The sequence below is a fragment of the Paenibacillus solani genome (assembly GCF_050475945.1).
Lineage (GTDB): Bacteria > Bacillota > Bacilli > Paenibacillales > Paenibacillaceae > Paenibacillus_AQ > Paenibacillus_AQ solani_A.
The window spans coordinates 239,956-264,164 of the sequence record NZ_JBCMXJ010000005.1; the positions used below are offsets into that span (position 1 = coordinate 239,956).

20 protein-coding genes are annotated in these 24,209 nt (G+C 47.6%); 4 read left to right on the forward strand and 16 right to left on the reverse strand.

Going from position 1 to position 24,209, the window contains the following annotated elements:
* Nucleotides 1-51: 51 nt before the first annotated feature.
* Nucleotides 52-1,758 carry an ABC transporter ATP-binding protein gene (locus tag ABEQ74_RS02805; RefSeq protein WP_430119219.1) on the forward strand — a complete coding sequence of 569 codons (1,707 nt, stop codon included), beginning with the start codon at nt 52-54 and terminating at the stop codon, nt 1,756-1,758.
* 240 nt (nt 1,759-1,998) lie between these two features.
* Entirely contained in the window at nt 1,999-2,346 is a 348-nt protein-coding gene (locus tag ABEQ74_RS02810; RefSeq protein WP_430119221.1) for a hypothetical protein, read from the forward strand.
* Between the two features lie 68 nt (nt 2,347-2,414).
* Here ABEQ74_RS02810 and ABEQ74_RS02815 read toward each other — a convergent pair whose 3' ends face one another.
* Nucleotides 2,415-3,071, reverse strand: coding sequence for a response regulator (locus tag ABEQ74_RS02815; protein WP_430119223.1), 657 nt, complete (start codon nt 3,069-3,071; stop codon nt 2,415-2,417).
* Entirely contained in the window at nt 3,068-3,895 is an 828-nt protein-coding gene (locus tag ABEQ74_RS02820; protein WP_430119225.1) for a sensor histidine kinase, read from the reverse strand. The genes ABEQ74_RS02815 and ABEQ74_RS02820 overlap by 4 nt, the downstream gene beginning before the upstream one ends.
* A 239-nt stretch (nt 3,896-4,134) precedes the next feature.
* On the opposite strand from ABEQ74_RS02820, the gene ABEQ74_RS02825 reads away from it, so the two are divergent.
* Nucleotides 4,135-4,983, forward strand: a complete 849-nt coding sequence (locus ABEQ74_RS02825; RefSeq protein WP_430119227.1) for a chemotaxis protein — start codon at nt 4,135-4,137, stop codon at nt 4,981-4,983.
* Nucleotides 4,984-5,111: 128 nt separating this feature from the next.
* Here ABEQ74_RS02825 and ABEQ74_RS02830 read toward each other — a convergent pair whose 3' ends face one another.
* Together ABEQ74_RS02830 and ABEQ74_RS02835 are read right to left on the reverse strand one after the other, a co-directional pair.
* Nucleotides 5,112-5,363 (reverse strand): hypothetical protein, encoded by a 252-nt coding sequence (locus tag ABEQ74_RS02830; protein ID WP_430119229.1) that lies wholly within the window; start codon nt 5,361-5,363, stop codon nt 5,112-5,114.
* Nucleotides 5,364-5,537: 174 nt separating this feature from the next.
* On the reverse strand, nt 5,538-7,775 hold the full coding sequence (locus ABEQ74_RS02835; RefSeq protein WP_430119231.1) for an MMPL family transporter: 2,238 nt from the start codon (nt 7,773-7,775) through the stop codon (nt 5,538-5,540).
* 168 nt (nt 7,776-7,943) lie between these two features.
* Here ABEQ74_RS02835 and ABEQ74_RS02840 point away from each other — a divergent pair, with 168 nt between their 5' ends.
* Nucleotides 7,944-8,567: a TetR/AcrR family transcriptional regulator gene (locus tag ABEQ74_RS02840; protein WP_430119233.1), complete on the forward strand. Its 624-nt coding sequence runs from the start codon at nt 7,944-7,946 to the stop codon at nt 8,565-8,567.
* Nucleotides 8,568-8,692: 125 nt separating this feature from the next.
* On the opposite strand, the gene ABEQ74_RS02845 is transcribed toward ABEQ74_RS02840, so the two are convergent.
* The 12 genes from ABEQ74_RS02845 to ABEQ74_RS02900 all read right to left on the reverse strand — a co-directional run bounded on the left by ABEQ74_RS02845 (nt 8,693) and on the right by ABEQ74_RS02900 (nt 24,086).
* The gene (locus ABEQ74_RS02845; protein WP_430119235.1) at nt 8,693-9,328 is read right to left on the reverse strand and encodes a nitroreductase family protein; all 636 of its coding nucleotides are present in this window, start codon (nt 9,326-9,328) and stop codon (nt 8,693-8,695) included.
* Nucleotides 9,329-9,449: 121 nt separating this feature from the next.
* Nucleotides 9,450-9,896 carry an RrF2 family transcriptional regulator gene (locus tag ABEQ74_RS02850; protein ID WP_430119237.1) on the reverse strand — a complete coding sequence of 149 codons (447 nt, stop codon included), beginning with the start codon at nt 9,894-9,896 and terminating at the stop codon, nt 9,450-9,452.
* A 145-nt stretch (nt 9,897-10,041) separates the two neighbouring features.
* Nucleotides 10,042-12,027, reverse strand: coding sequence for a Na+/H+ antiporter (locus ABEQ74_RS02855; protein ID WP_430119239.1), 1,986 nt, complete (start codon nt 12,025-12,027; stop codon nt 10,042-10,044).
* Nucleotides 12,028-12,184: 157 nt separating this feature from the next.
* Entirely contained in the window at nt 12,185-13,267 is a 1,083-nt protein-coding gene (locus ABEQ74_RS02860; RefSeq protein WP_430119241.1) for a sensor histidine kinase, read from the reverse strand.
* The gene (locus ABEQ74_RS02865) at nt 13,264-13,956 is read right to left on the reverse strand and encodes a response regulator (RefSeq protein WP_430119243.1); all 693 of its coding nucleotides are present in this window, start codon (nt 13,954-13,956) and stop codon (nt 13,264-13,266) included. The genes ABEQ74_RS02860 and ABEQ74_RS02865 overlap by 4 nt, the downstream gene beginning before the upstream one ends.
* A gap of 238 nt (nt 13,957-14,194) precedes the next feature.
* Nucleotides 14,195-15,214 (reverse strand): galactose/methyl galactoside ABC transporter permease MglC, encoded by a 1,020-nt coding sequence (gene mglC, locus ABEQ74_RS02870; RefSeq protein WP_430119245.1) that lies wholly within the window; start codon nt 15,212-15,214, stop codon nt 14,195-14,197.
* Nucleotides 15,186-16,724, reverse strand: a complete 1,539-nt coding sequence (locus tag ABEQ74_RS02875) for a sugar ABC transporter ATP-binding protein (RefSeq protein WP_430120882.1) — start codon at nt 16,722-16,724, stop codon at nt 15,186-15,188. The genes mglC and ABEQ74_RS02875 overlap by 29 nt, the downstream gene beginning before the upstream one ends.
* Nucleotides 16,725-16,840: 116 nt before the next feature.
* Entirely contained in the window at nt 16,841-17,866 is a 1,026-nt protein-coding gene (locus ABEQ74_RS02880) for a galactose ABC transporter substrate-binding protein (protein ID WP_430120884.1), read from the reverse strand.
* A gap of 190 nt (nt 17,867-18,056) precedes the next feature.
* Nucleotides 18,057-19,055: a substrate-binding domain-containing protein gene (locus ABEQ74_RS02885; RefSeq protein ID WP_430119247.1), complete on the reverse strand. Its 999-nt coding sequence runs from the start codon at nt 19,053-19,055 to the stop codon at nt 18,057-18,059.
* Nucleotides 19,048-20,880, reverse strand: a complete 1,833-nt coding sequence (locus ABEQ74_RS02890) for a cache domain-containing sensor histidine kinase (RefSeq protein WP_430119249.1) — start codon at nt 20,878-20,880, stop codon at nt 19,048-19,050. The genes ABEQ74_RS02885 and ABEQ74_RS02890 overlap by 8 nt, the downstream gene beginning before the upstream one ends.
* Before the next feature lie 7 nt (nt 20,881-20,887).
* The gene (locus tag ABEQ74_RS02895) at nt 20,888-22,522 is read right to left on the reverse strand and encodes a response regulator (protein ID WP_430119250.1); all 1,635 of its coding nucleotides are present in this window, start codon (nt 22,520-22,522) and stop codon (nt 20,888-20,890) included.
* A 205-nt stretch (nt 22,523-22,727) separates the two neighbouring features.
* Nucleotides 22,728-24,086, reverse strand: coding sequence for an MATE family efflux transporter (locus ABEQ74_RS02900; RefSeq protein WP_430119252.1), 1,359 nt, complete (start codon nt 24,084-24,086; stop codon nt 22,728-22,730).
* Between the last annotated feature and the right edge of the window lie 123 nt (nt 24,087-24,209).

Here is a 24,209-nt window from a genome sequence, read left to right on the forward strand (position 1 = left end):
TGGGAACGAACAAATAACTCGTCAACGATAGGACTTGGAGTGTGATTATTTTTGATTAAACAGTTTTTTTCGTATTATCGACCCTATAAGGGTTTATTTATTCTAGACTTCACCTGCGCGGTGATTGCCGGTCTTCTGGAACTGGCTTTCCCGCTGGCCGTCAGCAAATTTATTGATGATTTGCTGCCAAGCCAGGATTGGCCGCTCATTCTGATTGCCTGCCTGGTACTGCTCTTCATCTATGCATTGAATACAGCCCTGCAATATGTCGTGACTTACTGGGGGCATATGCTGGGGATCAATATCGAGACCGACATGCGGGAGAACATGTTCGCCCATATTCAGAAGTTATCCTTCCGCTTCTTTGATAACAACAAAACCGGTCATCTCATGGGCCGCATTACGAATGATCTGAATGATGTCGGAGAAGTTGCCCACCACGGACCCGAAGACGTATTTATCGCCGTGATGACACTGCTTGGTTCGTTTTCATTAATGGCGTACATCAATCTTGAGCTTGCGCTGATGACCTTCATCATCGTGCCGTTAATGGCATGGCTGATCATTAAGTTCGGCGGCAAAATGACCTCGACCTATCGGCAGCTGTTCCGTAATGTCGGTAATTTTAACGCCCGGATCGAAGACAATGTGGGTGGTATCCGTGTTGTTCAATCGTTCGCTAATGAAGAGCATGAGAAAGCTCTTTTTCAGGAAGAGAATAAACAATTTCGGGCCACTAAGCTTATGGCGTATAAAACGATGGCCAAAAGCATCTCCGTCAGCTACATGCTGATGCGCTTAATTACGGTATTTGTCATGATCAGCGGTGCTTGGTTCTTCCTGCAAGGCAAGATCGAGATCGGGGAATTCATGGCCTTCCTACTGCTATCCAACATTTTCTTCCGTCCGATCGAGAAGATCAACGCAGTTATTGAGAGTTATCCAAAAGGGATTGCCGGCTTCAAGCGCTACCTGGAGATTATGGATACCGACCCGGAGATTGCCGACGTACCTGATGCCGTTTCCCTATCCTCAGTACGGGGAGATATCCGCTTTGACGGGGTTACTTTCGGTTATGAACCATCCCGGACCATATTGAATAACATCCAACTTTCGATCCGTGCAGGGGAAACGGTCGCATTCGTCGGTCCATCCGGCGCGGGCAAGACAACCATCTGCAGCCTTCTTCCCCGCTTCTATGATGTGGATCAGGGCAGGATTACGGTGGATGGGATCGATATCCGAAATATTAAATTGCAGAACCTCCGCAAGCATATCGGAATCGTTCAGCAGGATGTATTCTTGTTCTCCGGGACGATCCGCGACAACATTGCCTATGGCGACTTGCATGCAACGGACGATCAAATTTGGGAGGCCGCACGGCGCGCATCCCTAGATGATCTGATCCGCAGTCTGCCTGAAGGTATGGAGACGGTGATCGGGGAACGCGGAGTCAAGCTGTCAGGCGGACAGAAACAGCGTTTGTCCATTGCGAGAATGTTCCTTAAAAATCCGCCGATTCTTATCCTGGACGAGGCCACTTCGGCATTGGATACGGAGACGGAAGCACAGATTCAGAAGTCCCTGGCTGAGCTTTCTGTCGGCAGAACAACACTTGTGATCGCTCACCGATTGACCACGATCCAGAACGCGGACCGCATTATTGTCATCCATCCCGATGGCATAGCCGAGCAAGGCACGCATCAGGAATTGATTCATTCCGGCGGCGCGTACAGCAGACTTCATCAAGTTCATTAATGATTGCATATGCATTCGATGGTTGCGGATGCGCTCAACTGCAACATTCCCGTTATCCTCTTTATAAAAGGATGGCTCCCTGCCTTGGGAGCCATCCTTTTTTGTCGAGATCGTATTGAGTTAAAACTGAGTGCTCGGTATTTATGCCGTTACCACTAAATTTATTGTCCATGGATAATAAAGTTGTTACGAGGAAACATTAGTGGCGTACTGCAATTACATTCATACAGGAGGACCTCTATGTATTATCTTTACAGTGCCGGTTTGCTCTTCGGGGGATTATCGATCATTAACCTTGTTTTCTCCTATCAAGCCAAACACATTCAACATCTGTTCTGGCCTACACTGCAGTTTCAGTTGGTTATGCTTCCTCTGTTTCTAATCGCCAACATGTGTATCGGTTACGGAATTCGCTATGGTTTTAAAGCTACCGATCAATTAGGGTTCACTCTGATTTTCTCCAAATGTCTGGAAATTCTGATATCGTTAGGGGTGGCTTATGTGTTCCTGAAGGAAGTCCCTACATGGAAGAACTGGGCAGGGATCGGCATCATTGCACTGGGCATTTTCCTCGTGAAACAGAAGTGAATGCAACATGATCTAAATGTGCCTGCTATAACATTCATGAACCTCTCTCGTAGAGCAGAATCTGTCTATTACCTTCTTTTCCTCATCCAGCCTTGCTCAAAGGCATAGCGAGTGAGCTGGACCCGGTTCTCCAAATGCAGCTTTTGTAAAATGTTTTTCAGATGGTTCTTCACGGTATTCTCCGATATGCACAAGTCGACTGAAATATCGCGATTGGACATCCCCTCGGCTACAAGTTCCAATATTTCTATTTCCCTTGCGGTTAAGGGACTGTCATTGGGATCGGGCTTTTCATACTGGGAGAATTCTTTCAGAATGCGAAAAGCCAACTCCCTGCTCATCGGTGCTTCATCCACGGCAATGGCTTTCAGGTACTCATGCCACGACTCGGGATTAAGGTTCTTCAACAGATACCCCTGAGCGCCGCGTTTCAACGCGTCAAACAGATGGGCGATGTCGTCGGACACCGTAACCATCACAATCTTAACGTAAGGAAACTTGTCTTTTACCAGCTTTGTTGCTTCCAAGCCGTCCATGTCGGGCATCTGAATGTCCATCAGGATGATATCAGGCATCCAAATTTCGGTCAGTCTCAGTGCTTCCTCCCCGCTCTTTCCTTCGGCCACAATCTCAAATGTTGGATCACTACTCAATATCGTGCGGATACCTTCACGTGCAAGATCGCTGTCATCGATGATTAATACGCGAAATGGCTGTTGTATCATGTTGCATTCTCCTTCTGTATGCTGACCATCGTTTTGTCATACTGTCTTTCCATCTTAAATGTCCATCCCATTGTCTTGGCTCGATCCTTCATGATGTTGATTCCATAACGATTGCCGCTTGGCTGTTTATCAATGTCAAAGCCTTTGCCGTCATCGCTCACCGTACACAGCCAGCCTGTCGATGTCTCGGAAGCTGTAATGTATACATGATTTGCTTCGGCATGCTTATGGATATTTAATAAGGATTCCCGGATCGAAGCCAGCAGCTCCGCCTTTTCTTTGGCAGACAGCATCGTGTCGGGAATATCCCATTGTATGGTGAAATGGAGGTTCGTCTCCTGCTTGATTTCCTCAATCAAGCTGTTCATGCTTTGCATCCAGGGGATAGCTAGCGGATCAGCGGGATACCGGAGATTGGCAATCGCCTCTCTTACGTAGACATGCGTGCGGTGGACGCTTTTCTTAATTTCCTGATATGGAACTTCGCCCATCGCTCCCTCCCTCTCCAGCCGGTCAATTTGTGCACTCAACAAGAACAAGGATTGGGCAATACCGTCATGAAGCTCTCGGCCCATCTTCTCCCGTTCCTGCATGGCTGCCTGCAGCGCCCTGGATTGATTCAGCTCCTCCTGATTTCGTTCAATCAGCGAGAACAACTGAGTGAGGAACAGGATAGATACCAGAAAAACGATGACAGGTGCGAGCCAATTACCGAGGTCCATAGATATATAGGGAAGCAAAAATTCATGACGGACATATTCCCAAAGACCAATCGTTAAGGTTGGAATAATCAGAATCAACCATTTCATTTGTTTATAGGACATACGCTGCCTCCTGAATGTTTATAATGAAGATGAGCAGCAAGCTCCTCTTCCATCATAGTATCATGAGTGATCCCTACATTCTAATGAAGTTTTCCTGTTTACGATATGACTCTAAAGAGCTACAGATTATGTTATTATTTGTCTTATCTGCAATAAACTATTTACAAGTCGAGTGCATATCGCTTATATAGAGTTTAAGTTATCATTTTTTTCCACTTCCGATGAAGGGGGCTGCAGTTATGAAGACGCAAAAAATTGCAGTGATCATAGTACACGGATTGGGAATACAGAAGAAAGACTACGCAGATAAATTTATGAAAAAATTGAGAGAAACCTTCTCTCAAATCTCAGGAATTCCTGATCAAGAACTGGCCATGGAAGCCGTACATTGGGCCGATGTATTCGCGTTACGCGAGGAAGAGATCATCAGGGGCAGCATATTACCACACCGTTTACGTTATCGACGACTTCGGCAATATGTGATTCACCATCTGGCGGATGCTGTGGCTTATCAGCCTGTTGAATCGGAAGATCAGAACTACGAGGCCGTGCATCGAACCATTAGCGAGGCGCTGCATAGACTTTCCATGTCAGCAGGCCCCTCTGCTCCGCTATGCGTCATCTCGCACAGTTTGGGATCCGTGATCGCCAGTAATTTTTTCTACGATTTGCAATTCTCCTCCCGTGGCCATCGCCTGGTCATTGATCCGACTTCCCCGCTAGAACGGGGAGAACTCCTCACAATGTTCTACACACTCGGAACGACCTTGCCACTGTGGAGCATGCGTTATCGTGATTTCGATAAACCGATAGAGGTTCCTGCTGAACAATTAAAGCAATATCATGCCCAGCTTCTAGGCGAATGGGTCAATTTCTACGATCAAGATGATATCCTTGCTTATCCGCTAAAAAGCATTAATGAAGCATATGATCGCACGGTGCTCCAAGATATACCGGTTAATGTGGGCAACTGGTTGACCAGCTGGAACCCGCTGTCCCATAGTGGTTACTTCTACAGTCAATCGATTCTTGACTACATCGCCTCAAATTTGGAAATCACCTGGCGCGCAACTAATCCATATAAATAACAACAATGCCGCCAAGACGCTACTTCCTGGCGGCATTGCTATCAAATTGCTGATCTCACACTAAAAGACCAGCCCTTCAGGAGGGACTGGTCTTCAAAACCTTTGGGTTATGGATCATTGTGACTCGCTTATGTCTCAGATACTATTTTCAAAAATTGATTCATCATCTCAGGAGTAAGGATTGAGTTCTCCTGCCCATTTGCCGCCGCTCCTTGATCGGCTGATTGGGTTGCTGCATGGGATTGGCCAGCACTTGCTAAAATATTGGACCGTGCCTTCCCACCAAGGACATCAATATGACCATGGTTGGCAAGCATAATCATGAGAGCCACACTTCCAAGTCCTACCGACCAAATATTCATGATGTTCTTCTTGTTCATCTGCGCTGCTCCTTTCATCACTTGTGGTGACATACATAGTATAAGGCGGGAACCTTAGCGAGAGATGAAACCGATATAAAAATCATTTAAGCAATCAAAAAAACAACCACCTCCATCTTGTAAATAACCTTGAGATGAGGTGGTTGTCACAGGAAATATCATTAATTCAAATGACTAGGATGTATGCTCAATAGTTGTTGCCGATTTCTCATCCGTCATGTTATGAACCTTGCCTGGCCAAAACGCCCACTTGCCGAGCAATGTAGTAATTGCCGGTACCAGGAATGGTCTCACGATGAATGTATCAAGCATAACGCCGATGGCTGTGATAATACCAAATTGTACTAATACCTGGATCGGTAGCGATGCCAGTACAGCAAATGTGCCGGCTAAGATTAACCCAGCGGATGTGATGACAGAACTGGTCTCGCCAACACCCTCCCGTATGGCCTGCTTCAGCGGCATTTGTTTTCGCTTTTGCCAGATGCTTGAGATCATAAATATGTTGTAATCTTCGCCTAAGGCAACCAGGAATACGAAGGAATATAGCGGTATGGCCCCTTGAATCGCATCTGCTCCCAGGCCATAGTGAATGATGATCCAGCCAAGGCCTAATGCCGAGAAGTATGACAAGATAACGGTAGCGATCAGATAGACAGTGGCTACAATAGATCTCAAATAGATTAACAGCAGAAACGCAATTAACCCGATCACCACAGGAATGATAATTTTGGCGTCATGTTCACCAGCAACCTCTGTGTCATACTGGGTAGCCGTTTGCCCGCTGATCCACACGGCCTCAGCCGGGTTGCTTATTCCTGCCTCTTGAAGGGAAGCTTCTGAGATTTCCCTAAGATCAGGAATATGCTGCATCGCTTCCATGGAATAAGGATTCATGGAGAGCTCAATCTCATAACCGATAATATTGCTGTTCTCGGCCCCATTCTGAGGCTCGGATACCTGATCCACATATGTTTGAGCTTTCAGGCGCTCTTCAAGATCCAAGGATTTCCCCCCACTGTCCACCATTAACCGGACAGGTGCAAGCTCTCCTTCCGAGAACTGCTCTCCGATGATTGTAAATCCTTCTCGTGAAGGAACATCCTCAGGAAAAGAAGAGAGCAGATCGTAGGTAAACTTGATTTGGGATGAGAATGTCGCAAGACCACCCAGCAAGACTAACGCGACCAATACAACCGTCCATGGTTTGGTGGTTACGATACGGCCGATCCAGCTTTCCTTCTCCTTGTGAGGAGCGGGTACAGGCTTGCCTTTTTTCCGTGCTCGTTCCGCTTGCATTTCCGGTGTGCGCGGAATGAAAGGATAGAAAGAACCTCTGCCGAATATAGCTAACAATGCCGGCACCAATGTCAGACTGGCAATAAACATAATCAGAATCGATAAACTGAATGGCACCGCAAAGCGTTGATATGCTCCGTACTGCGCCAATAGCAGGGCGAACAACGATAACACGACCGTAAAGCCGCTCATTGCAATGGCGCCAGAAGAGCCCGTGATTGCTTGAAACAAGGCTTTACGTTTATCAGGCTCATGCCATAGCAGCTGTCGGAATCTCGAGATAATGAATAAGCAATAATCCGTTCCGGCTCCAAACAGCAGCACGGTCATAATGGCGATGGATTGAGAGTCCACCGTGATGATACCTTGATCAGCCATGAAACCGAGAATCGGACTTGTTACCATATAGGCAAAACCGACTCCTACCAGCGGGATTAACGCCAGGATTGGAGAGCGGTAAATCAAGAGCAGCAATATCAATACTAGCAGCACGGTGGCTATCATGAGCGAAACATCCGCATCCGCAAACAAACCGGTGGCATCGATTGATATTCCGACAGGTCCCGTTACACGGGCACTGATTTCTTCACCACTTTTGACAGCCGTCTGGAATGGGTTGCTGCCCAGTATTTGTTCGGACCGCTGCTCAAGCTCTGCAATTCCTTCCTTGAGCTCATCCGTTTCCTGATCTTCATCAAAGAAAACCGGCAGCACGATTGTACTTTGATCCTCCGATAACTGGGCACTTAATGCTTGCGGAGGCAGCTGATGGAAAGGAACAACGAATGTCTGATATGGAAGAGGATTTGACTCAAGATTTGCTGTCAATTCCTGCAGCTTGATCAAGTCACCTTCCTTAAGTCCATTTTCTTTGTGCCATACGATAAGGGCCGGTACACCACCATTGCTAGGGAATTCTTTATCGGCCACGGCTTCTGCTATAACGGATGGAACATCTTCCTTCAAGTTGGCCGCATTATTATCCTCTTTATCGCCAACAGCTGGCCATAGCAGATTCAATGCCAGCGCAAGGAGCACCCATACACAGAGCGTAACCCACTTGCTTCGCTTTCCCGCAACCCATCTGCCATAATCCGGTCCTGATTCGTGCATTTGTAGATCCTCTCCATTCCATGCATGATTTGTGTGTAATCCTAATTCTTCCTGAAAAAAAGCGAAAGATATCAACGCAAAATTAATTATATATACCGGTAGGTTAATTTTCAATATTTATTTTGAAAAAGAACCCGGCATGTCTTACACTATAGACAGGAGGTCATCATGACAAAAATACGTAACCCCCGCAATCCTGGACGTCCCAAAGCAGCAGCTGATCAGGCACCGATCCAGGAAACCATCCTATGGACTGCCTCCATGCTATTCATGGAGAACGGCTACGAATCCGTGTCCCTGCAACATATCGCGAAGGCTTGCCAAGTGACCAAGGCTTCTATATACTACCATTTCACAAGTAAACCTGAGCTGTTTAAAATAGCGGTCACCACGATTTTAAATAAAGCGTATGCATCCACTCGTCGGTTTCTGGAAGAAGCCGAAACCCTTGAAGCCGGATTAATCAAGGTGGCGGAAGCAAAGATTGCACGCCCCCATGCCGAGATGGAAACCATGATGCGAGAAGCGGAGCCTTTTTTATCCCAAGAACAAATGGCCGCGATTCGTGAGGCCGAACAGCGAATCCATGAAGTCCTTGCTGAATATATCAGTCAAGCGATGCAATCCGGCGAACTACGGGCAGGTAATGCCATGTTAATGGCCCAAGCCTTCTCGGCCATGCTCATGCTGGGTAATCGCGAAGATACACGAAGCGGATATGACAGTGCCCGTGACATGGGAGCCGAAATCGTCGATCTATTCCTGCATGGAGCTTTGAAGCTTCCAAGATGACATGGGGTTCCTTACCCTTGAATGACACACCTGAATCGGGATATCTTTTAATGCTTTGGAGATCGAGTCCATAGTACAACTAAAGAACGGGGATCCAGACAGGATCCCCGTTTTTCTCGTTAGACTTAAATTTCGTTCCAGAATGCGACGTCCTCTAGCGGCAATCTTACCGTCGGCCGGCCTGGAGCAGCTGCCTTTCCGATCGCAATTAACATCACGCTGCGATAGTGGGAAGGTACTTTAAATTCCTCTATGAATTGAACCTTATTATATCCGCCCATCGGTACGGTATCATAACCTCTTGCCCGTGCGCTCAGCATCAGCTGCATGGAGATTAACCCTGCGTCCACGTCTACGATGCTTTCTTTCACGGATGAGTCCATATTCGCATAAATATGTTCTGCTGTATAGATAAAACGCTGTTTCACTTCTTCGGTCATATATCCCGCTTCTTCGGCCATGGAATAGATTTTCTCGCCCTTCTCATACCACTTCATATCTCCTAATACGGCAATGACAGCAGATGCCTGAAGAACTTGCTCCTGATTGTTAGCAATCGGGTGAAGCTTCTTTAAGCGTTCAGCGTCATCAATTACAAAAAAGCGCCATGGCTGCAAATTACTCGAAGATGGTGCCAATATGGCGTCCTTGAGAATCTCTTCCATCTCTTCTCTTGAAATTTTTACGGACGGGTCGTATTGTCGAACAGAGTGCCGTTCACGAATCACGGTTTGAAAATCGGGTTTAGTTATGGTAGACATGGTAATCCCTCCAAGTTTATATTGTGCAATTTAATGCACAGTTCAGCACGTAATTAACTGTGTTGTTTAATGCACAGTATAATGCAGCCTTAATTTCATTGTCAACATTAAAATTGATTGCTTAATTCGCCATATCAGCAATGGTGCGGGATCCCAGAATTTGCAGCGTGCTCTCCTCAATTTCAGCTAATATCTCGTGAAAAGACTCCTTGATCCCCTCTGCAAAATCATGTCTTCCTGTCGCATCCATCATGCTGCTGCTGATCGAGTCATGAACCTGAAGAACCGAATATACTTCAGCCAGTGTGATATCGCTGGCACTCTTGTTCAGACGGTATCCGCCGTCTCGTCCTTCACGCGATACAATAATGCCTGCTTGGGCAAGCGTCTTCATTATACGTCTGATGAGTGTAGATTCTGAATGCATGTATGAAGCGATATCACTGCTTGAGCATTTGCCAGCGTGTCTCTCAAGCGCCACTAGGGCTTGCACTGCCAAGCTGAAGGTTTTATATGTAGACGGACAGGTCATTGTCGTTTTCTTGGAAGCCTCTCTGTTGATGCTCATATTCCTATCCCCTTTGTGAGAATGGGCTTGCCTTGGTTGCCATTCATGGTCCGGCATGCTTTTCATTATTGTAGCCCAAACCTAAGGTACCATCAAGCAGAACAAGGACCATATCTTAAATGGTCCTCTGCTCCTTTTCTTGTGCTTATGCTTGCGATTCATACAGATGGGCTTCGCGGTAGTTGATGTCCATTCTCAGGTGGCTGGCCTGCGCTCGATCAATCTCTCCTTCTTCAAACATGCTCTGAATTTGGTTTCGCTCCGCCTGAATCGCTTTGAGCTCGAGCTCCATGCTTTCACTGGTGAATTCCCGTTTCCTCCGGCTCCACACACGATCATTCAAGAGCTCATGCTCCATCGCACGATAGTCTGCAATCACGGCTCGCAAGATCGCTGGTTTTTCTACGTTTTCCATCGCTTGAATCTTATGGATAGCTGCCTGAATAGCCTCTTGCTTTAATACTTTATACTCCTCCCATTGGGGGTGATCTGGAGACATGGGTATCTCGTTAATCTCAGAAGACTTGTTCGTGAGGCGCTTTAACTGTCTCCATAAGCTTCGTATTAACAACTTGAACTTATATCGGCTGGTCAGCAGCATTTCGACTTTATTTAGTGAAACCAGGAACCCCTCCACCATCCTAGAAGATCCCCTGCGTTCTTTAAGCCATGTTTCGGCCACATGCCGTTCGGCATCCAGTCCGATTTGTCTGATGGCAATTGTGGATGACCAGAATTCACGCATGTCGCTTTTATTCATGATTTGGGCCTGCTGAATTCGCTTGGAATAGGTATAGATCAGCTGCATGGCTTCATCTTTGTTCTCATCCGACATTTCTTCACGTATGGCGCAAAGGCCTGCTTTCAGCATTTGAACCCGGGCATTTCGTTCATCATGCTTGGCGTCAACCACATCATCATGACTCTCACGCGTTAAGATCGGCAGCAGGATGCTGGCGATCATCAGTGTTAAGAGAATCACTCCAGCGCATATAAAGAGCATCAGGTTCCGCTCCGGAAAAGGGCTGTTATCCGACAGAGTAAGGGGTATCGAAAATGCCGCAGCGAGCGTTAAAGCACCTCGGACACCTGATAGGGCAGTCAGCAGAGAAGATTTAAATTGACGATTCGTCGAGGCCCATACCCATACAAACCGCAGTAAAATGAGTACAGCCGTGATTAGTAAGACATAGCCGATGACCTGCCCATTATTGTACGCGGGGTCACTCCAGATTTCATTCACGACATCGGGTATTTCATGACCTAATAAAATAAAGACCAGTCCGTTTAACGTGAACAGAATAACAGACCATGTGCTATCGGATACGACCCGCAATTTAATAGATGCCGACCGCATCCGGTCTCTCTCAACGGCATGAGTGACACCGGCAGCTACAACTGCCAAAATGCCGGATACATGAAACTCCTCGGCTACGAGATATATGATAAAAGGCGTCAAGATGATGATCAGCATATGAAGCGTCACATCTTCCATACCAAAACGGCGGAGGAGCATGCGGAACCATATCACAAGAAATCCTAATAAAGCTCCGATAACGATGCCTCCAACTGCAATGACAACGAAGCTGCCTATGGCTTTTGTCAAGGAGAAATAGCCTGTCACTGTAGCCGCAATCGCGAAATTAAAAGCGACAAGACCCGAAGCATCGTTCATGAGGGCTTCACCCTCAAGCAAACGCATAATCTTTCCAGGAAGCTTCACTCTGCCGGACAAAGAGCCTACCGCCACGGCATCTGTTGGTGACAGTATCGCAGCCAGTGCGAAAGCAGCCGATAATGGAATCGCCGGAATGAGCCAGTGAATGAAAGGCCCTGCAATGAGGACGGTAGCAAATACCAGACCAAGCGCAAGCAGCAGAATGTAGGATCTGAGCTTCCATAACTCGTCACGTGGAGTTAGCTTCCCGTCATTAAACAGTAGCGGCGCAATAAACAGGACCAGGAACAATTCAGGATTCAACTCCACATGATGGAATCCGCGGACATACGCGGCACCAATCCCGAGCGCAATCTGTATCAGCGGAACCGGGATAAAGGGAATGAATCGATGAATGATATTCGATATTCCGATAAGGACCAAGAAAATAAGCACCATAATAAATAGTTCCACAATCCGCCTGCCCCTTTTCTCAAAGATGTAGATCACATGCTCTGTCATGGATTCATTTAGAATATGTAGAATAATGCAGGTTTATTTACTTCCTGGAAAAATATCAGAAATCATACTTATGCATCTTAATAGATATACCTCATAATTATCATTCTAATCACCCATTCTTGGGAATTCGGATATAGAAGCAGCTTCCGCCATTGTCCCCACCGCTCTCGGCCCATACCTGACCGTCATGTTTGGATACGAGCTGTTTCACGATAGCAAGTCCCATGCCGCTGCCTCCGCTTAACCGGTTCCTTGATTTATCACCCCGGTACAGTCTCTCGAATATATACGGCAAATCAGAAGAGGAGATACCTCTTCCTGAGTCTTTGATCCTGATAAGCGCATTTGTCCCTTCGTCTAAGAGCTCCGCATGTACTTCCCCACCCTCTGGCGTATGAAGCAGCGCGTTACTTAGCACATTGATTAATACTTGTAGCATCCTGTCAGCATCAATGTTGGCTATAATCGATACACCGCTGCTGCTATATTGCAGATCCACTTGTTTCTCATGATACATCGCGATTGATAGATTGATGGCCCTCTCTAAGATCTGTCCCAAATCTTGATCCGTTCGGGATAACTGGAACTCAGGAGATTCCATATCATGAAGATCTTCAAGTTCGGTCACAAGTTGAATCAACCGGTCGATTTCTTCAAGACAAGTTCGAAATCGCTGAGCGGTTGGCTCCCATACCCCATCCTCAAGTGCGCGGGTGTGACTCTTTAAAGTGGTAAGCGGCGTGCGCAGTTCATGAGCGATATCTTGTGTCATGTTGCGTCGCAGCTGTTCCTGTTTCTGCAGCTGCACAGCCAGCTCATTCAGCGAAGACCCCAGCCCTTCAATTTCGTCATAACCCCTCGTGTTGACACGGATATCCAGATCCCCCTGCGTCATTTTCTCTGCTGCTTTCTTCATCTGCACCAAAGGAGCGGATATCTTTTTGGCTACATATATTCCGATAATGCAAGCAACAGCAATAGCTAGCAGACATGTCAAAATAATGGACTGCATTAGTGCCTGCTCCAAGTGAAAGTTCAGCTGTTCCATTCCATGCTGCCCGGCAGATTGCTGCTGAAACATGGTGATATGATAATGATTGGTTATGATGTTGATGACGGTAAAGACAATCAGAATCCCTGCCGTGATGCTAACGATAATGGCAGCCAGCTTAAGGTCTAGCCGATGCTTCACGCTCCGTCACCCCCAAAGCGGTATCCGAATCCGTAGACGGTAATAATAAACTTGGGCGCTTTAGGATCCACTTCAATCTTCTGCCTCAAATTCTTGATATGCTGATCAATAATGCGATTGTCGCCAATAAAATCATAGCCTAGTACCCGCTCGACCAGTTCTTCACGAGAAAAATTCCGCTGAGGGTACTTGGCCAGCAGAAGCAGAAGTTTATATTCACTTGGCGTCAAATTCACGATCTGTCCATGGCAAGTAACTTCATGTTTTAACGAATGAATAACAAGCGCGCCTTGCTGATATGTAATCACGTCGGCCAGCAGCTGATGATCATCCCCTCTTCTCATAACGGCTTTCACTCTCGCCACAACTTCCCGAGGGTCAAACGGCTTCACGATGTAGTCATCAGCACCGCTGGTCAATCCATCAATCCTGCTGCTCTGTGCCACTTTGGCGGTCAGCATAATGATCGGTACCGAGCTGAACGTTCGTATGTCCCGGCACACCTGTTCACCATCCAAATCCGGCAGCATGAGATCCAGAATAACCAAATCCACCGTACGGTGCCGCAAAGTGTCTAACGCTTCAGAGCCGCTCCCCGCCTCCAGTGTCAGATAATTTTCTTTGTTCATATAGGATACAAGAACTTCCCGAATATTGGGCTCATCATCCACGATTAGTATGGTCTTCATTCAGGTCCTCCTTATCGCATTCTTCATTGACATACACCCACTTTAACATAGGGTTTAATTGTAACTAAAACTTGTGAAGAATCTGTGAGGACATGCCGAAAAAGGCCCCTCTAAATATCATGGGCCTGCAGAACTGAACAGCCACCGTAATTCCAATATCCCTGCACATTATCACAAAGGCATCCCTCCTAATTGAAAGGAAAAGCCGAAGGATATGCTCCTGCGGCCAGGTCACTTCTTATTTTTTTACCATATATTTGCGAATATCAAATGCCACTGCAGCTACAATAATAAGCCCTTTAATGATCAATTGCCAATACGGACTGACCCCGATAAAAGTTAAACCGTAGTTGATCACACCGAATATGAGTACACCGGCCATGACACCGGGAACGGTACCGATGCCTCCTGCAGTGGATACACCACCTACCACACACGCGGCAATTGCATCAAGTTCATACATGTTGCCGTAGTTGTTCGTCGCGCCCCCAGTTCTGGCAGCTTCCAGCACACCAGCGATGCCGTACAATGCACCCGAGATGGCGTAGATCGCTATGAGGTTTCGGGCGACATTAATACCCGAGACATGAGCAGCTTGCACATTCCCGCCGATAGCATACATATTTTTACCGAGCCGAGTCTTATTAAAGATGACCCAACAGATGAATGCAACAAAGATAGCAATGATGACGATGTATGGAAGTGAGTAGCCGCCGCCGAAATCGATATAGCCGCTCCCCCACACGGTAAAATCAGGTCTTAAACCGCCAATCGGCTGGGATTGATTCGGCTCCATATCAAAATAGATTGAATTGACGCCGTAGATCCCGACCATCGTTCCGAGCGTCGCAATAAAGGGCGGCACATGGAGCTTTGCGACGATAAAACCATTGATTAAGCCAACGATAAGCCCTGCTAATACCCCGATTATCATCGGCATCATAACCCATACCTCAGGCAAATCCGGGAAGAAGCGGTTCGCGTATACCTCCGTTTGCAGCATCGAGGCCGATACAACCGCAGTTAATCCAACGACGCGTCCGGCGGAAAGATCCACCCCTCCCGTAATCAGAATGAATGCCGCGCCAAGCGCGATAATTAATCTTGTAGAAGATTGCTGCAGTATATCCCGCAAAGTGGAGAAGGCCAGAAAATTGGGGTCTGCTACGGCAATCCCAATGACGAGTAATATCAATACTACGAATATGGCGCGCTGCGCTAAATAATCTTTAACCTTTACGATGGATGGTGTATTCATCGATTTCCCCTCCTGGATCAACTGATCGCTGCTGGGCAGCTAGCCGCATGATTTCCTCTTCATTTGCTTGATTCCTGTCAAGAATTCCGGTCATTCGCCCTTCACTCATCACCATGATTCGGTCGGACATTCCGAGCAGCTCTGGCATTTCGGAGGAAATCATTATGATGCTCTTCCCTTGCTTGGCTAACTGCATGATAATGGAATAAATCTCGAACTTGGCCCCGACATCAATTCCACGTGTCGGCTCATCCAGAAGCAGGATATCAGGCTCCGTAAGCAGCCACCTTGCCAGCAATACCTTCTGCTGGTTGCCGCCAGACAAATTTCTAATCTGGGTATTTACTGATGGCGTCTTGGTTCTCAACTTCTCCACATTCTTTCGAGCATCCTCGATGCCTCTGCGTTCATTCAGCAGAAACGCGAAGTTCTGATACCTCCGAAGATTGGCAATGACCGTATTCTCATAGACAGAGAGTACCGGGAATATGCCGGTGACTCTACGCTCCTCCGTCAGTAGTGCCATGTTGTTTTTCTTCGCATCGGAAGGCGACTTGATTTTCACCGGTTTTCCGTTAATTGATATGGTTCCAGAGGCCACCGGACGTAACCCGAAGATAGCCTCAACCAATTCCGTTCGCTGAGCGCCAACAAGCCCGCCAATGCCCAGAATCTCGCCCTTTTTCAACTCGAAGGATACGTTCTGAAACGATTTTGGGTTGGTGGAACTCAATTGGCGAACCTGCATCCAAATATCGCCCGGAATGTTCGTCCGTTCAGGATACCGCTCCGTCAATTCCCGCCCCACCATACGGGTTATGATCAAATCGGTCGTCAATTCTCCTGCCTGCCAGGTTCCCACGTATTTGCCATCACGCATGATGGTTACATCATCGGATATTCGTAAAATTTCTTCCATTTTGTGCGAAATATAGACGATCGACACACCTTGTGATCGCAGCCTGTTCATGATGCTGAACAGATGCTCCACCTCATTGCCCGTCAGAGATGAGGTCGGTTCGTCCATCACAATCACCTTGGAGTGATAGGAGACCGCTTTGACAATCTCAAGCGATTGAATCTTAGATACAGACAGAGCTCCCGTTCTGGCGCGAGGATCAATATCAATATCGAGCTCGTGGAACAGGCGGAGCGTGTTCTCTGCCATCCTCTTCTCGTTCACGAATTTCAAAGGCCAAAAACCCATCATAGGGAATCTTCCAAGCCAGATATTCTCCATCACACTGCGGTGCGGTACGGGGTGAAGCTCCTGATGAATCATGGATATTCCGTGATCTAATGCATTCTTGGAGCTGTTGATCGTTACATTGCTCCCGTTTAGGTAAATGTCGCCCTCATCAGGCTTATATATCCCGAATAAACATTTCATCAGTGTAGATTTGCCTGCCCCATTCTCGCCCATGAGCGCATGCACCGTTCCAGGTCTTACCTTGAATGTTACGTTGTCCAACGCCTGAACACCTGGAAATGACTTCGATATATTCCTCATCTCCAATACGTACGGTTCTGCCAATTTGGATTCCTCCTTCGCTTTCCGGTCCAACAAAAGCCAATATAAAGGGACAACGGTATGAATAGCCGCTGCCCCTTCATATAACCAAGACATTATTTCGCGTCGGCGATATTGTCCTTCGTTATTTTTTTGTAAGCGATCCACACATATTTGCCATCGGTAATATCAAAGCCGGTATTATCCTTGTTTGGCGTTTCCCCTTTGGATAGCGCCGCAGCAATCGCTACGGAAGCTTTGCCTTGACTCTTGGCATCATTAAGCACGGTTCCAAGAAGCGTGCCGTCTTCAAGCGCCTGAATAGCAGGGGCTGTTGCATCAACACCTACGACCGGCATATATTTGTCACCGCTGTAGTAGCCTGCTGCCTTCAATGCCTCAATGGCTCCAAGCGCCATATCGTCATTGTTGGCGAGAACCGCTTCAATCTTATCGCCATGAGATGCGAGGAAGGTCTGCATCTTCTCCTGACCTTTCACGCGATCCCACATCGCGGTATCCACGGCGAGAGCTTCCACTTCAATGCCGGCATCTTGAATGGCCTGGACAGAAAATTTGGTTCGCAGTTCCGCATCCTGATGGCCCGGCTCGCCCTGCAGCAGCACGTACTGAAGCTTGCCATCCCCGTTTTTATCCGCCTTCGGATTAGCCTTCCAATAATCGACGATGAGCTGACCCGAGATCGTCCCGGATTCCTCTGCTTTCGCTCCCACGTAGTACACCTTATCCCATTTGTTCATATCTTCAGCCATCGGTTCCCGGTTCAAGAAGACAACCGGCATATTTGCCGTCTTGGCCTTATCGATAATGACGCCGGCGGCCGTGCGATCCACAGGATTGATGATCATAGAGCTGTATTTTTTCGAAATAAACAGATCGATTTTCTCATTCTGTGTAGGCTGAGCATTTTGGCTATCCACGATATCCAGCTTGGCCAAGCCATTTGCCGCGTCAGACATCGCATTTCGAACACCTGTCATAAAGGTATCGTCGAATTTGTAAATCGCAACGCCAACTTGAGGCGTACTGCCACCCGCTGCTTCACTTCCCTTGCTGTCACCACCGGTTGAACTGCTGCTCCCGTTACTGCATGCCGCCGTGGTCAGCATCATGCTTGCCATAAGGACAAACAACCATTTTTTCTTCACCTGGGTTGACCTCCCTGTTTCATTCGGTATTCAGTGATCGGTACGGCAGACCATGGCCGCATCACACTGTCTACGGTTATTATGCCGCAATGGTTAGAACATTCGAATTCAAAATCCTCATGCTTTCTATCAAAATCCTCATCACTTTAGCTTTTGAGAAAAGTCATTTCACAAAGGGAAATAATACCTTCTGATTATCCATCCAGAACATGTTATCAGCATCAATCACCTTGGTTTCGAGTACGATCGGTTCATCATACCTGGAACCATCCAATACTTTCACGGCCTGTTCTACTCCCAGATAGCCCGTGCTGAACCCGTTCTGTACCACCAGCTTGTGAATGACACCATCTTGTAGAAGCTGCAGCTGCTCCAGATCGCTGCCGAACGTGACAATCTTGATCTTTCCCTGCTCTTTACGCCTAGCGACCTCCTTGGCGGCTCCTAATGATGCCTGAATATCAAGTGCCAATATCCCATCGATAGAGCTGCCTTCCAGCAATTGTTTAGCTGCCTGCCAGCATGCATCCTCACGTTTACCGCATGCGGCACCGTCCGCTATTTCAATTCGACCGATCTCTGACCATGCCCGTTTGGCTCCCTCTTCACGGGCGATTAAGTCGGGGTCCTCCCTGTCGGAACGCAGGATGGCAACTGTACCCCGACCTTTAATCAAGTCGGCCAGCTGCTCGCCCGCTTTATGTCCGGCAGCTTCATTATTGATCGCAATAGCGGATAAGATGCCTGTGGTCATTCGTTCATCATTCAATGCAATCACGGGGGTACCCGCTGCCGCTGCCTTATCGCCTAATTCCTGAAGCACAGCCTCCGACGCCGGGTCGATCAAGATCGCGGAGGTGCCCTTCTCCAACATCTTCAATGCGGCCTGCAGCTGCTCCGCCTCATCGTCGCTAGGCTCCAGGAAAACATAATCGAGCGCCAATCCGTATTCCTTGGCGGCCGCCTCGGCGCCTAAACGGATCGCATCCCCCTGTTCTTCGGCGTGTACGGGAGCCACAAGGGCAATATGTTGAAGCTCGGGCTCCACATCCGGGTCCTTATCGGTTGAACACGATGTTAAGAGGATCAGGACTGCGACAAGCACAGCGATACAGCCCATAGGACCAATCGGTAACTGTTTCGGCCGAAAAGTTCTAATCATGCTCGCGTTCCTCCTCGTCCATATCTTGAATGAGCGGAATCCGTATGCGAACGGTAGTGCCCTCCTCCTGCTCGCTCACGAATTCCAGCCCGTACCGTTTACCGTAATACAGACGAATCCGGTCATGAACATTTCGAACGGCCACGCCGGAACCGGCCGTATTGATAAATTGAGCCGGGTTATGAGGCGTCTCTTTAGCATCCAGGATTCCTTCAACCATCTCGGGCGTCATCCCAACCCCGTTATCCGTAACCGTCATTTCCAACAATTCGCCGTTTACAGCTGCTCCAATGTGAATATGACCCTGATCCACTATATACTCGATGCCGTGTACAATGGCATTCTCGATTAAGGGCTGAAGCACCAGCTTGAGGGTATAACAAGATAGCGCGGCTTCATCCGCTTCGATCGCAAAATCGAATTTCTGTTTATATCTCATCTGTTGTATGGTCAAATAATGCCGTGCGTGCTCCAGCTCTTCCCGAACGCTTATCGTCGTCTTCCCTTTACTCAAGCTCAAGCGAAACAGCTTAGACAAGGAAGTAATCATCGTAATGACCTCCTCCTTTTTGCTCATTCCTGCCATACGAACAACCGAATTCAGGGTGTTGTACAAAAAATGTGGGTTGATCTGGGCCTGCAAGGCTTCCAGCTCGTATTTACGTTTCGATTCCTGCTCCTTCATAATCTGTTTCATGAGCTGCCTGATCTTATTCAGCATCAGATTGAAACGACTGGACAGCTGCACTACTTCCAGAGGTCCCTGCAACGGGAGCTCCACGTCGAAATCACCCCGTTCCACGGCTTTCATCGTTCTGCCCATGCGGCGGATGGGCCGGGTGAGCATGGCCGAAAGAATCAGGGATACCGCGATGGCCAGTACCAGGACAATGGCAACCACCCGGACCAAATAACGGTTGACCTCTTCTCTTGTGGTCATGATCTCATCCAAATAGGATACGCCAACGATTTTCCAGCCTATGTTGACGACCGATTTGACTGTATTAAGCCGCTTGACCCCATCCGATTCATCGATGTAACTCTCCGAGGAGGTTAGCGCCCGCTCAACGCTCTCATTTCGAAGTCCCATGTAGATTAATTGCTGCTGTGGATGGTACACGATATTTCCCGCTCCTTCGTCGATGATGTACGCATATCCGCGCTTCCCCAAACTGATGCGGCTGCTGAGCTCGTCGATCTTTTTGAAGTTGATATCCACCAGCAGAATGACGTACATCGGCTCCCCGTCATGAACGACCATAATGCCTTTGCTCATCGTGACGACCCATTTAAATGTTTGGTCGTATAAATTCTGAACATGGGGCAGGGAGAAACTCAGATGGTCGGAGACTCTCATGGCCGAGTGAAACCAGCTCTGTTCCGTTACCTTGGCGCTGGGCTTGACCGGAATAGCCGGATGGTTCCTCAGCATTTGGCCCTGTTCATTAAATAAAGCGATCGAGACGATATCATCACGGCTGCGCATGATGGTATCCAGCTGTTTCGTAATTTCCTCATCGTTCCACTGCCCGTCTGCCAGCATATTTTCCTCAATTGCCCGATACAACTGCGCCATCCCGTCCACATAATCCTCAAGATTATAGCTTACCTGATCCACGATTTGCTGGGCATTCAGGAAGACGCTTTGCTCTGCTGATCGAGAGAATTTATTGAAAAGAAGAATGGCAACCACGATCACAATGAATAGAATAAAGATCGAGAAGGACCACATAATGATGGATTGAATGCTATGTGCGCGAAATCGCAGAGCCCATCGGTGAATGATCGGCTTGATCGAGTATCGCTTCGTATAGGTGATTTTCACCGATGCTTTACCCCCTCGCTTGCGACCGGTATTCCTTAGGTGAAACGCCGACCTGCTTCTTGAAGCAGAAGCTGAAATAATTCGGATCGGCGTATCCGACACGCTCAGCGATTTCGAAAGCCTTCAAATCGGTAGATCGCAAAAGCTCTTTGGCCGTTTCCATTCGTAGAAGTAACAAATAATGAACGTAGGTCATTTTCAACTCTCTTTTAAACACGCCGCTAAAATAGCCAGTACTGATATGAAGCTGCATGCACACCTTCTGTAGGGAAATATCCGGGTCACCGTAGTGCTCCCGTGTATATTGGAGTGCCTTCTCCACAATATCTTTGTAGGCATGCTGCCTCGAGCTGGAGATATGCTTGCGAATGGTCAGACTAATGTCCTGAAGCCAAATTTCAGCCTCCTGTAAAGTAGAAAACTTGAAGATCGCAGCATGCAGCTGAAATCCCGCACCGAATAATTCCTCCATCTCGATCCCGGATGCTTTCGCTGTCCGAAGAACAGCTGTTACCACTTCAAGAACATAGACCTGAACTTCTTGAATGGTGTAGGAAGCACCATTTAGCTCATCAAATATGTTCGAGATAGCATCGTTTAATTCTTCTGCTGTTCCAAGCTTGAGATTCCGGATCAGAGCCTGCTCCTTCAGTTCATCCAGCTGTAGCCCTTCCTTCCTCGGACTTTCCACGTCATCGATAAAGATGACTTTTTCAGCGCCGAGAATGAGGCGGTAGTCGAGCGCCAGCAGCGCGTCCTGATAGGACTGCTTGAGATTAGACAGCGTCCGGACCTTTGAGCCCACCCCAATCGTAACCGACAGCTTCAAATAGTGAAGAATACTTTTTAATAAACGGTCTAACATTACTTGCAGGTTACTAAACCATGCTTCATCGTCGCAGCCATCATTCGTCATCAAAAGAACAATACTGTCTTGATATATGAATGCGCTTCCAAAATACTGGAGATCCACAACCTCTTTCGCGATGTTCAACATGGCGTGGAGCATCAAATCCAAATCACCCGAATGTCGTAGTGAGCTTGAAGACGTCTTCTCCTTATCCTGGGCTGCCGGGTATAAAGCCATTACCGCCGTCAAGTAGCAGCCTCCATTCAATAGTAGTCCATAGTTTCGAGTTTTTTCTTCAATGATGGACCAGGGCATTTTGCGAGTGAGCAGCGACGCAAGAAACGATTCCCGAAGCAAGGGCAGGCTTGTGCGATAATGTTCCTTTAGCAGACGAACGTCTTCACGCTCCGCCACTTCCATATCGATCTTGTCTTTGATTTTCCGCAACAGCTCCATGAAATGCTCAGCTGAGAATGGCTTAAGCAGATACTCATCCACGCTGAGCGTAATCGCTTGGCGGGCGTAATCAAATTCATCATATCCGGTTAAGATTACAATTTTACATAGGGGTTGATGCTCCCTAAGCCATGAAGCCAACTGCAGCCCATCCTGGAAAGGCATGCTGATATCGGTAATGACAACATCGGGCTCCAATCGTTCAGCAAGCTCCATGGCCTCTCTTCCATTCTCGGCCGTTCCCTCGATCATAAATCCGCATGCTTCCCATTGAATTTCCAGTGCAAGCCCCTCTCTCACATCCGCTTCATCATCCACTAACAGCACTTTATACAAAGCGACCCCTCCTGCTTTTTTTCTTGTTCAATAGCTAACTAAAGAATCTATTGTGATCTTACCTCGCCACTTCAAATTTTGGAAAGAAGCACTTTTACGTTAAGAAGCCGATTAAAAAAAGAACGAATGCACGGCTCTTTCAAAACAGAGGAATATCTGTTCTTGGAGTCGTGATTCGTTCTGAAGTCGGATGTGTTTCTTCTCCTTATGCCTGAACAGGTATGGAGACAGGTTTTGCTGGGGTGCTCAATCTCTTAATGCTCAGATAGTAGGCAATTCCTAGCGGGATCACGGCTCCCAGCCAAGCAAGCGGGTTGGCCAGGCTCGCTCCGAGAAATCCGATTCTAGCGGTCAGGAAGATGGCAGCCAGTACCCTCATGATTAATTCCATAATGCCGGCAACGGTTGGGATCAAGCTCTGTCCCAGCCCCTGCAGCGTGAAGCGGTAAATGAACAGCAGCGACAGAAGCAAGTAAGTGCTGCCGTTCGAATAGAAATACAGGCGGCTTAGAGAGAGCAATTCCTCCTGTCCTTGGCCGACGAAGAGGCTGACAGCTAGCGGACCCGCGAATATGACCAACAATCCAATGACGATGCTGAACGATCCTGATACCCAAATACATTGTTTAACTCCGAGTTTGATCCGATCCATTCGCTTGGCTCCGAAGTTCTGGGCTGTGAACGTCGCCATCGTGATGCCAAAAGAACTCATCGGCTGCGTAGCGAGCATATCAATCTTCTGGGCCGCAGTATAGGCGGCTACGGCTGTAGCCCCGAGACCATTCAGGGTAATCTGCAGAATAATGGCACCAATCGCAATGATGGAAGCCTGGAAGCCCATTGGAAAGCCAACCCACATATGCTGGCGAATAAATTTCCAGTCGATGGACCAATCAGCATTCTTAAACTGCAAGAGGGGTACCTTTTTGTGAATGTAGATCAAACAGAGAAGGCAAGAGAACAACTGTGATATGACCGTTGCCAATCCCGCTCCGGCTACCCCCATTTTAAATACGAGAATAAATAATAAATCAAGCACGATGTTCAGAATGCTCGCCACAATCAGGAAGAGCAGCGGCGTCCGGCTATCGCCAAGTGCTCTTAGCAAGTTCGCCAGTAAGTTGAACAAGACGGCTGCGCCAACACCCCAGTTAATGACGATTAAATACGAATAAGCATCATCCAAGATTTCTGCCGGTGTGTTCATCATGACGAGGACAGGCCTCGTAAATATTACACTCACAATGGTGAGGAAAATTGTGAATACCAGGCTAATCCACATGCTTGTGCCTACGCTTTTTCGAACACCGGCAATATCCTTCGCGCCGAAGCGCTGGGCTGTAATAATGGACAAACCAGCTGTCAGACCTTGGGCAAAACCAATAACAAAAAACAAAATACTGCCCGTCGAACCGACGGCTGCAAGGGCGTTCACGCCTATAGTGCGACCTACGATTAGCGTGTCAGCCATATTGTAAAATTGCTGAAAAATATTCCCGATCAAAAGCGGGATCGTAAACATGATGATCAGCTTGATCGGATTACCTTGTGTCATGTCTCTCATGTAAATTCTCCTATATCGTCAACGTTTTCTATATTTAACCATAGCCAGTCTATAACTGGCATTTAAAGTTCTGTCTTTATGTACAGATACAGAATCTCCATCGTTTGTTTTCTTGTGTATCTT

Bases quoted from the DNA above. Each gene is read 5' to 3' on its own strand.
- mglC (WP_430119245.1), bottom strand. From the start codon at position 15,214: ATGAATACACCATCCATCGTAAAGGTTAAAGATTATTTAGCGCAGCGC.
- ABEQ74_RS02865 (WP_430119243.1), bottom strand. From the start codon at position 13,956: ATGAAGACCATACTAATCGTGGATGATGAGCCCAATATTCGGGAAGTT.
- ABEQ74_RS02825 (WP_430119227.1), top strand. From the start codon at position 4,135: ATGAAGACGCAAAAAATTGCAGTGATCATAGTACACGGATTGGGAATA.
- ABEQ74_RS02810 (WP_430119221.1), top strand. From the start codon at position 1,999: ATGTATTATCTTTACAGTGCCGGTTTGCTCTTCGGGGGATTATCGATC.
- ABEQ74_RS02875 (WP_430120882.1), bottom strand. From the start codon at position 16,724: ATGAGGAATATATCGAAGTCATTTCCAGGTGTTCAGGCGTTGGACAAC.
- ABEQ74_RS02830 (WP_430119229.1), bottom strand. From the start codon at position 5,363: ATGAACAAGAAGAACATCATGAATATTTGGTCGGTAGGACTTGGAAGT.
- ABEQ74_RS02845 (WP_430119235.1), bottom strand. From the start codon at position 9,328: ATGTCTACCATAACTAAACCCGATTTTCAAACCGTGATTCGTGAACGG.
- ABEQ74_RS02900 (WP_430119252.1), bottom strand. From the start codon at position 24,086: ATGAGAGACATGACACAAGGTAATCCGATCAAGCTGATCATCATGTTT.
- ABEQ74_RS02885 (WP_430119247.1), bottom strand. From the start codon at position 19,055: ATGATTAGAACTTTTCGGCCGAAACAGTTACCGATTGGTCCTATGGGC.
- ABEQ74_RS02850 (WP_430119237.1), bottom strand. From the start codon at position 9,896: ATGAGCATCAACAGAGAGGCTTCCAAGAAAACGACAATGACCTGTCCG.
- ABEQ74_RS02820 (WP_430119225.1), bottom strand. From the start codon at position 3,895: ATGTCCTATAAACAAATGAAATGGTTGATTCTGATTATTCCAACCTTA.
- ABEQ74_RS02880 (WP_430120884.1), bottom strand. From the start codon at position 17,866: ATGGCAAGCATGATGCTGACCACGGCGGCATGCAGTAACGGGAGCAGC.
- ABEQ74_RS02840 (WP_430119233.1), top strand. From the start codon at position 7,944: ATGACAAAAATACGTAACCCCCGCAATCCTGGACGTCCCAAAGCAGCA.
- ABEQ74_RS02835 (WP_430119231.1), bottom strand. From the start codon at position 7,775: ATGCACGAATCAGGACCGGATTATGGCAGATGGGTTGCGGGAAAGCGA.
- ABEQ74_RS02815 (WP_430119223.1), bottom strand. From the start codon at position 3,071: ATGATACAACAGCCATTTCGCGTATTAATCATCGATGACAGCGATCTT.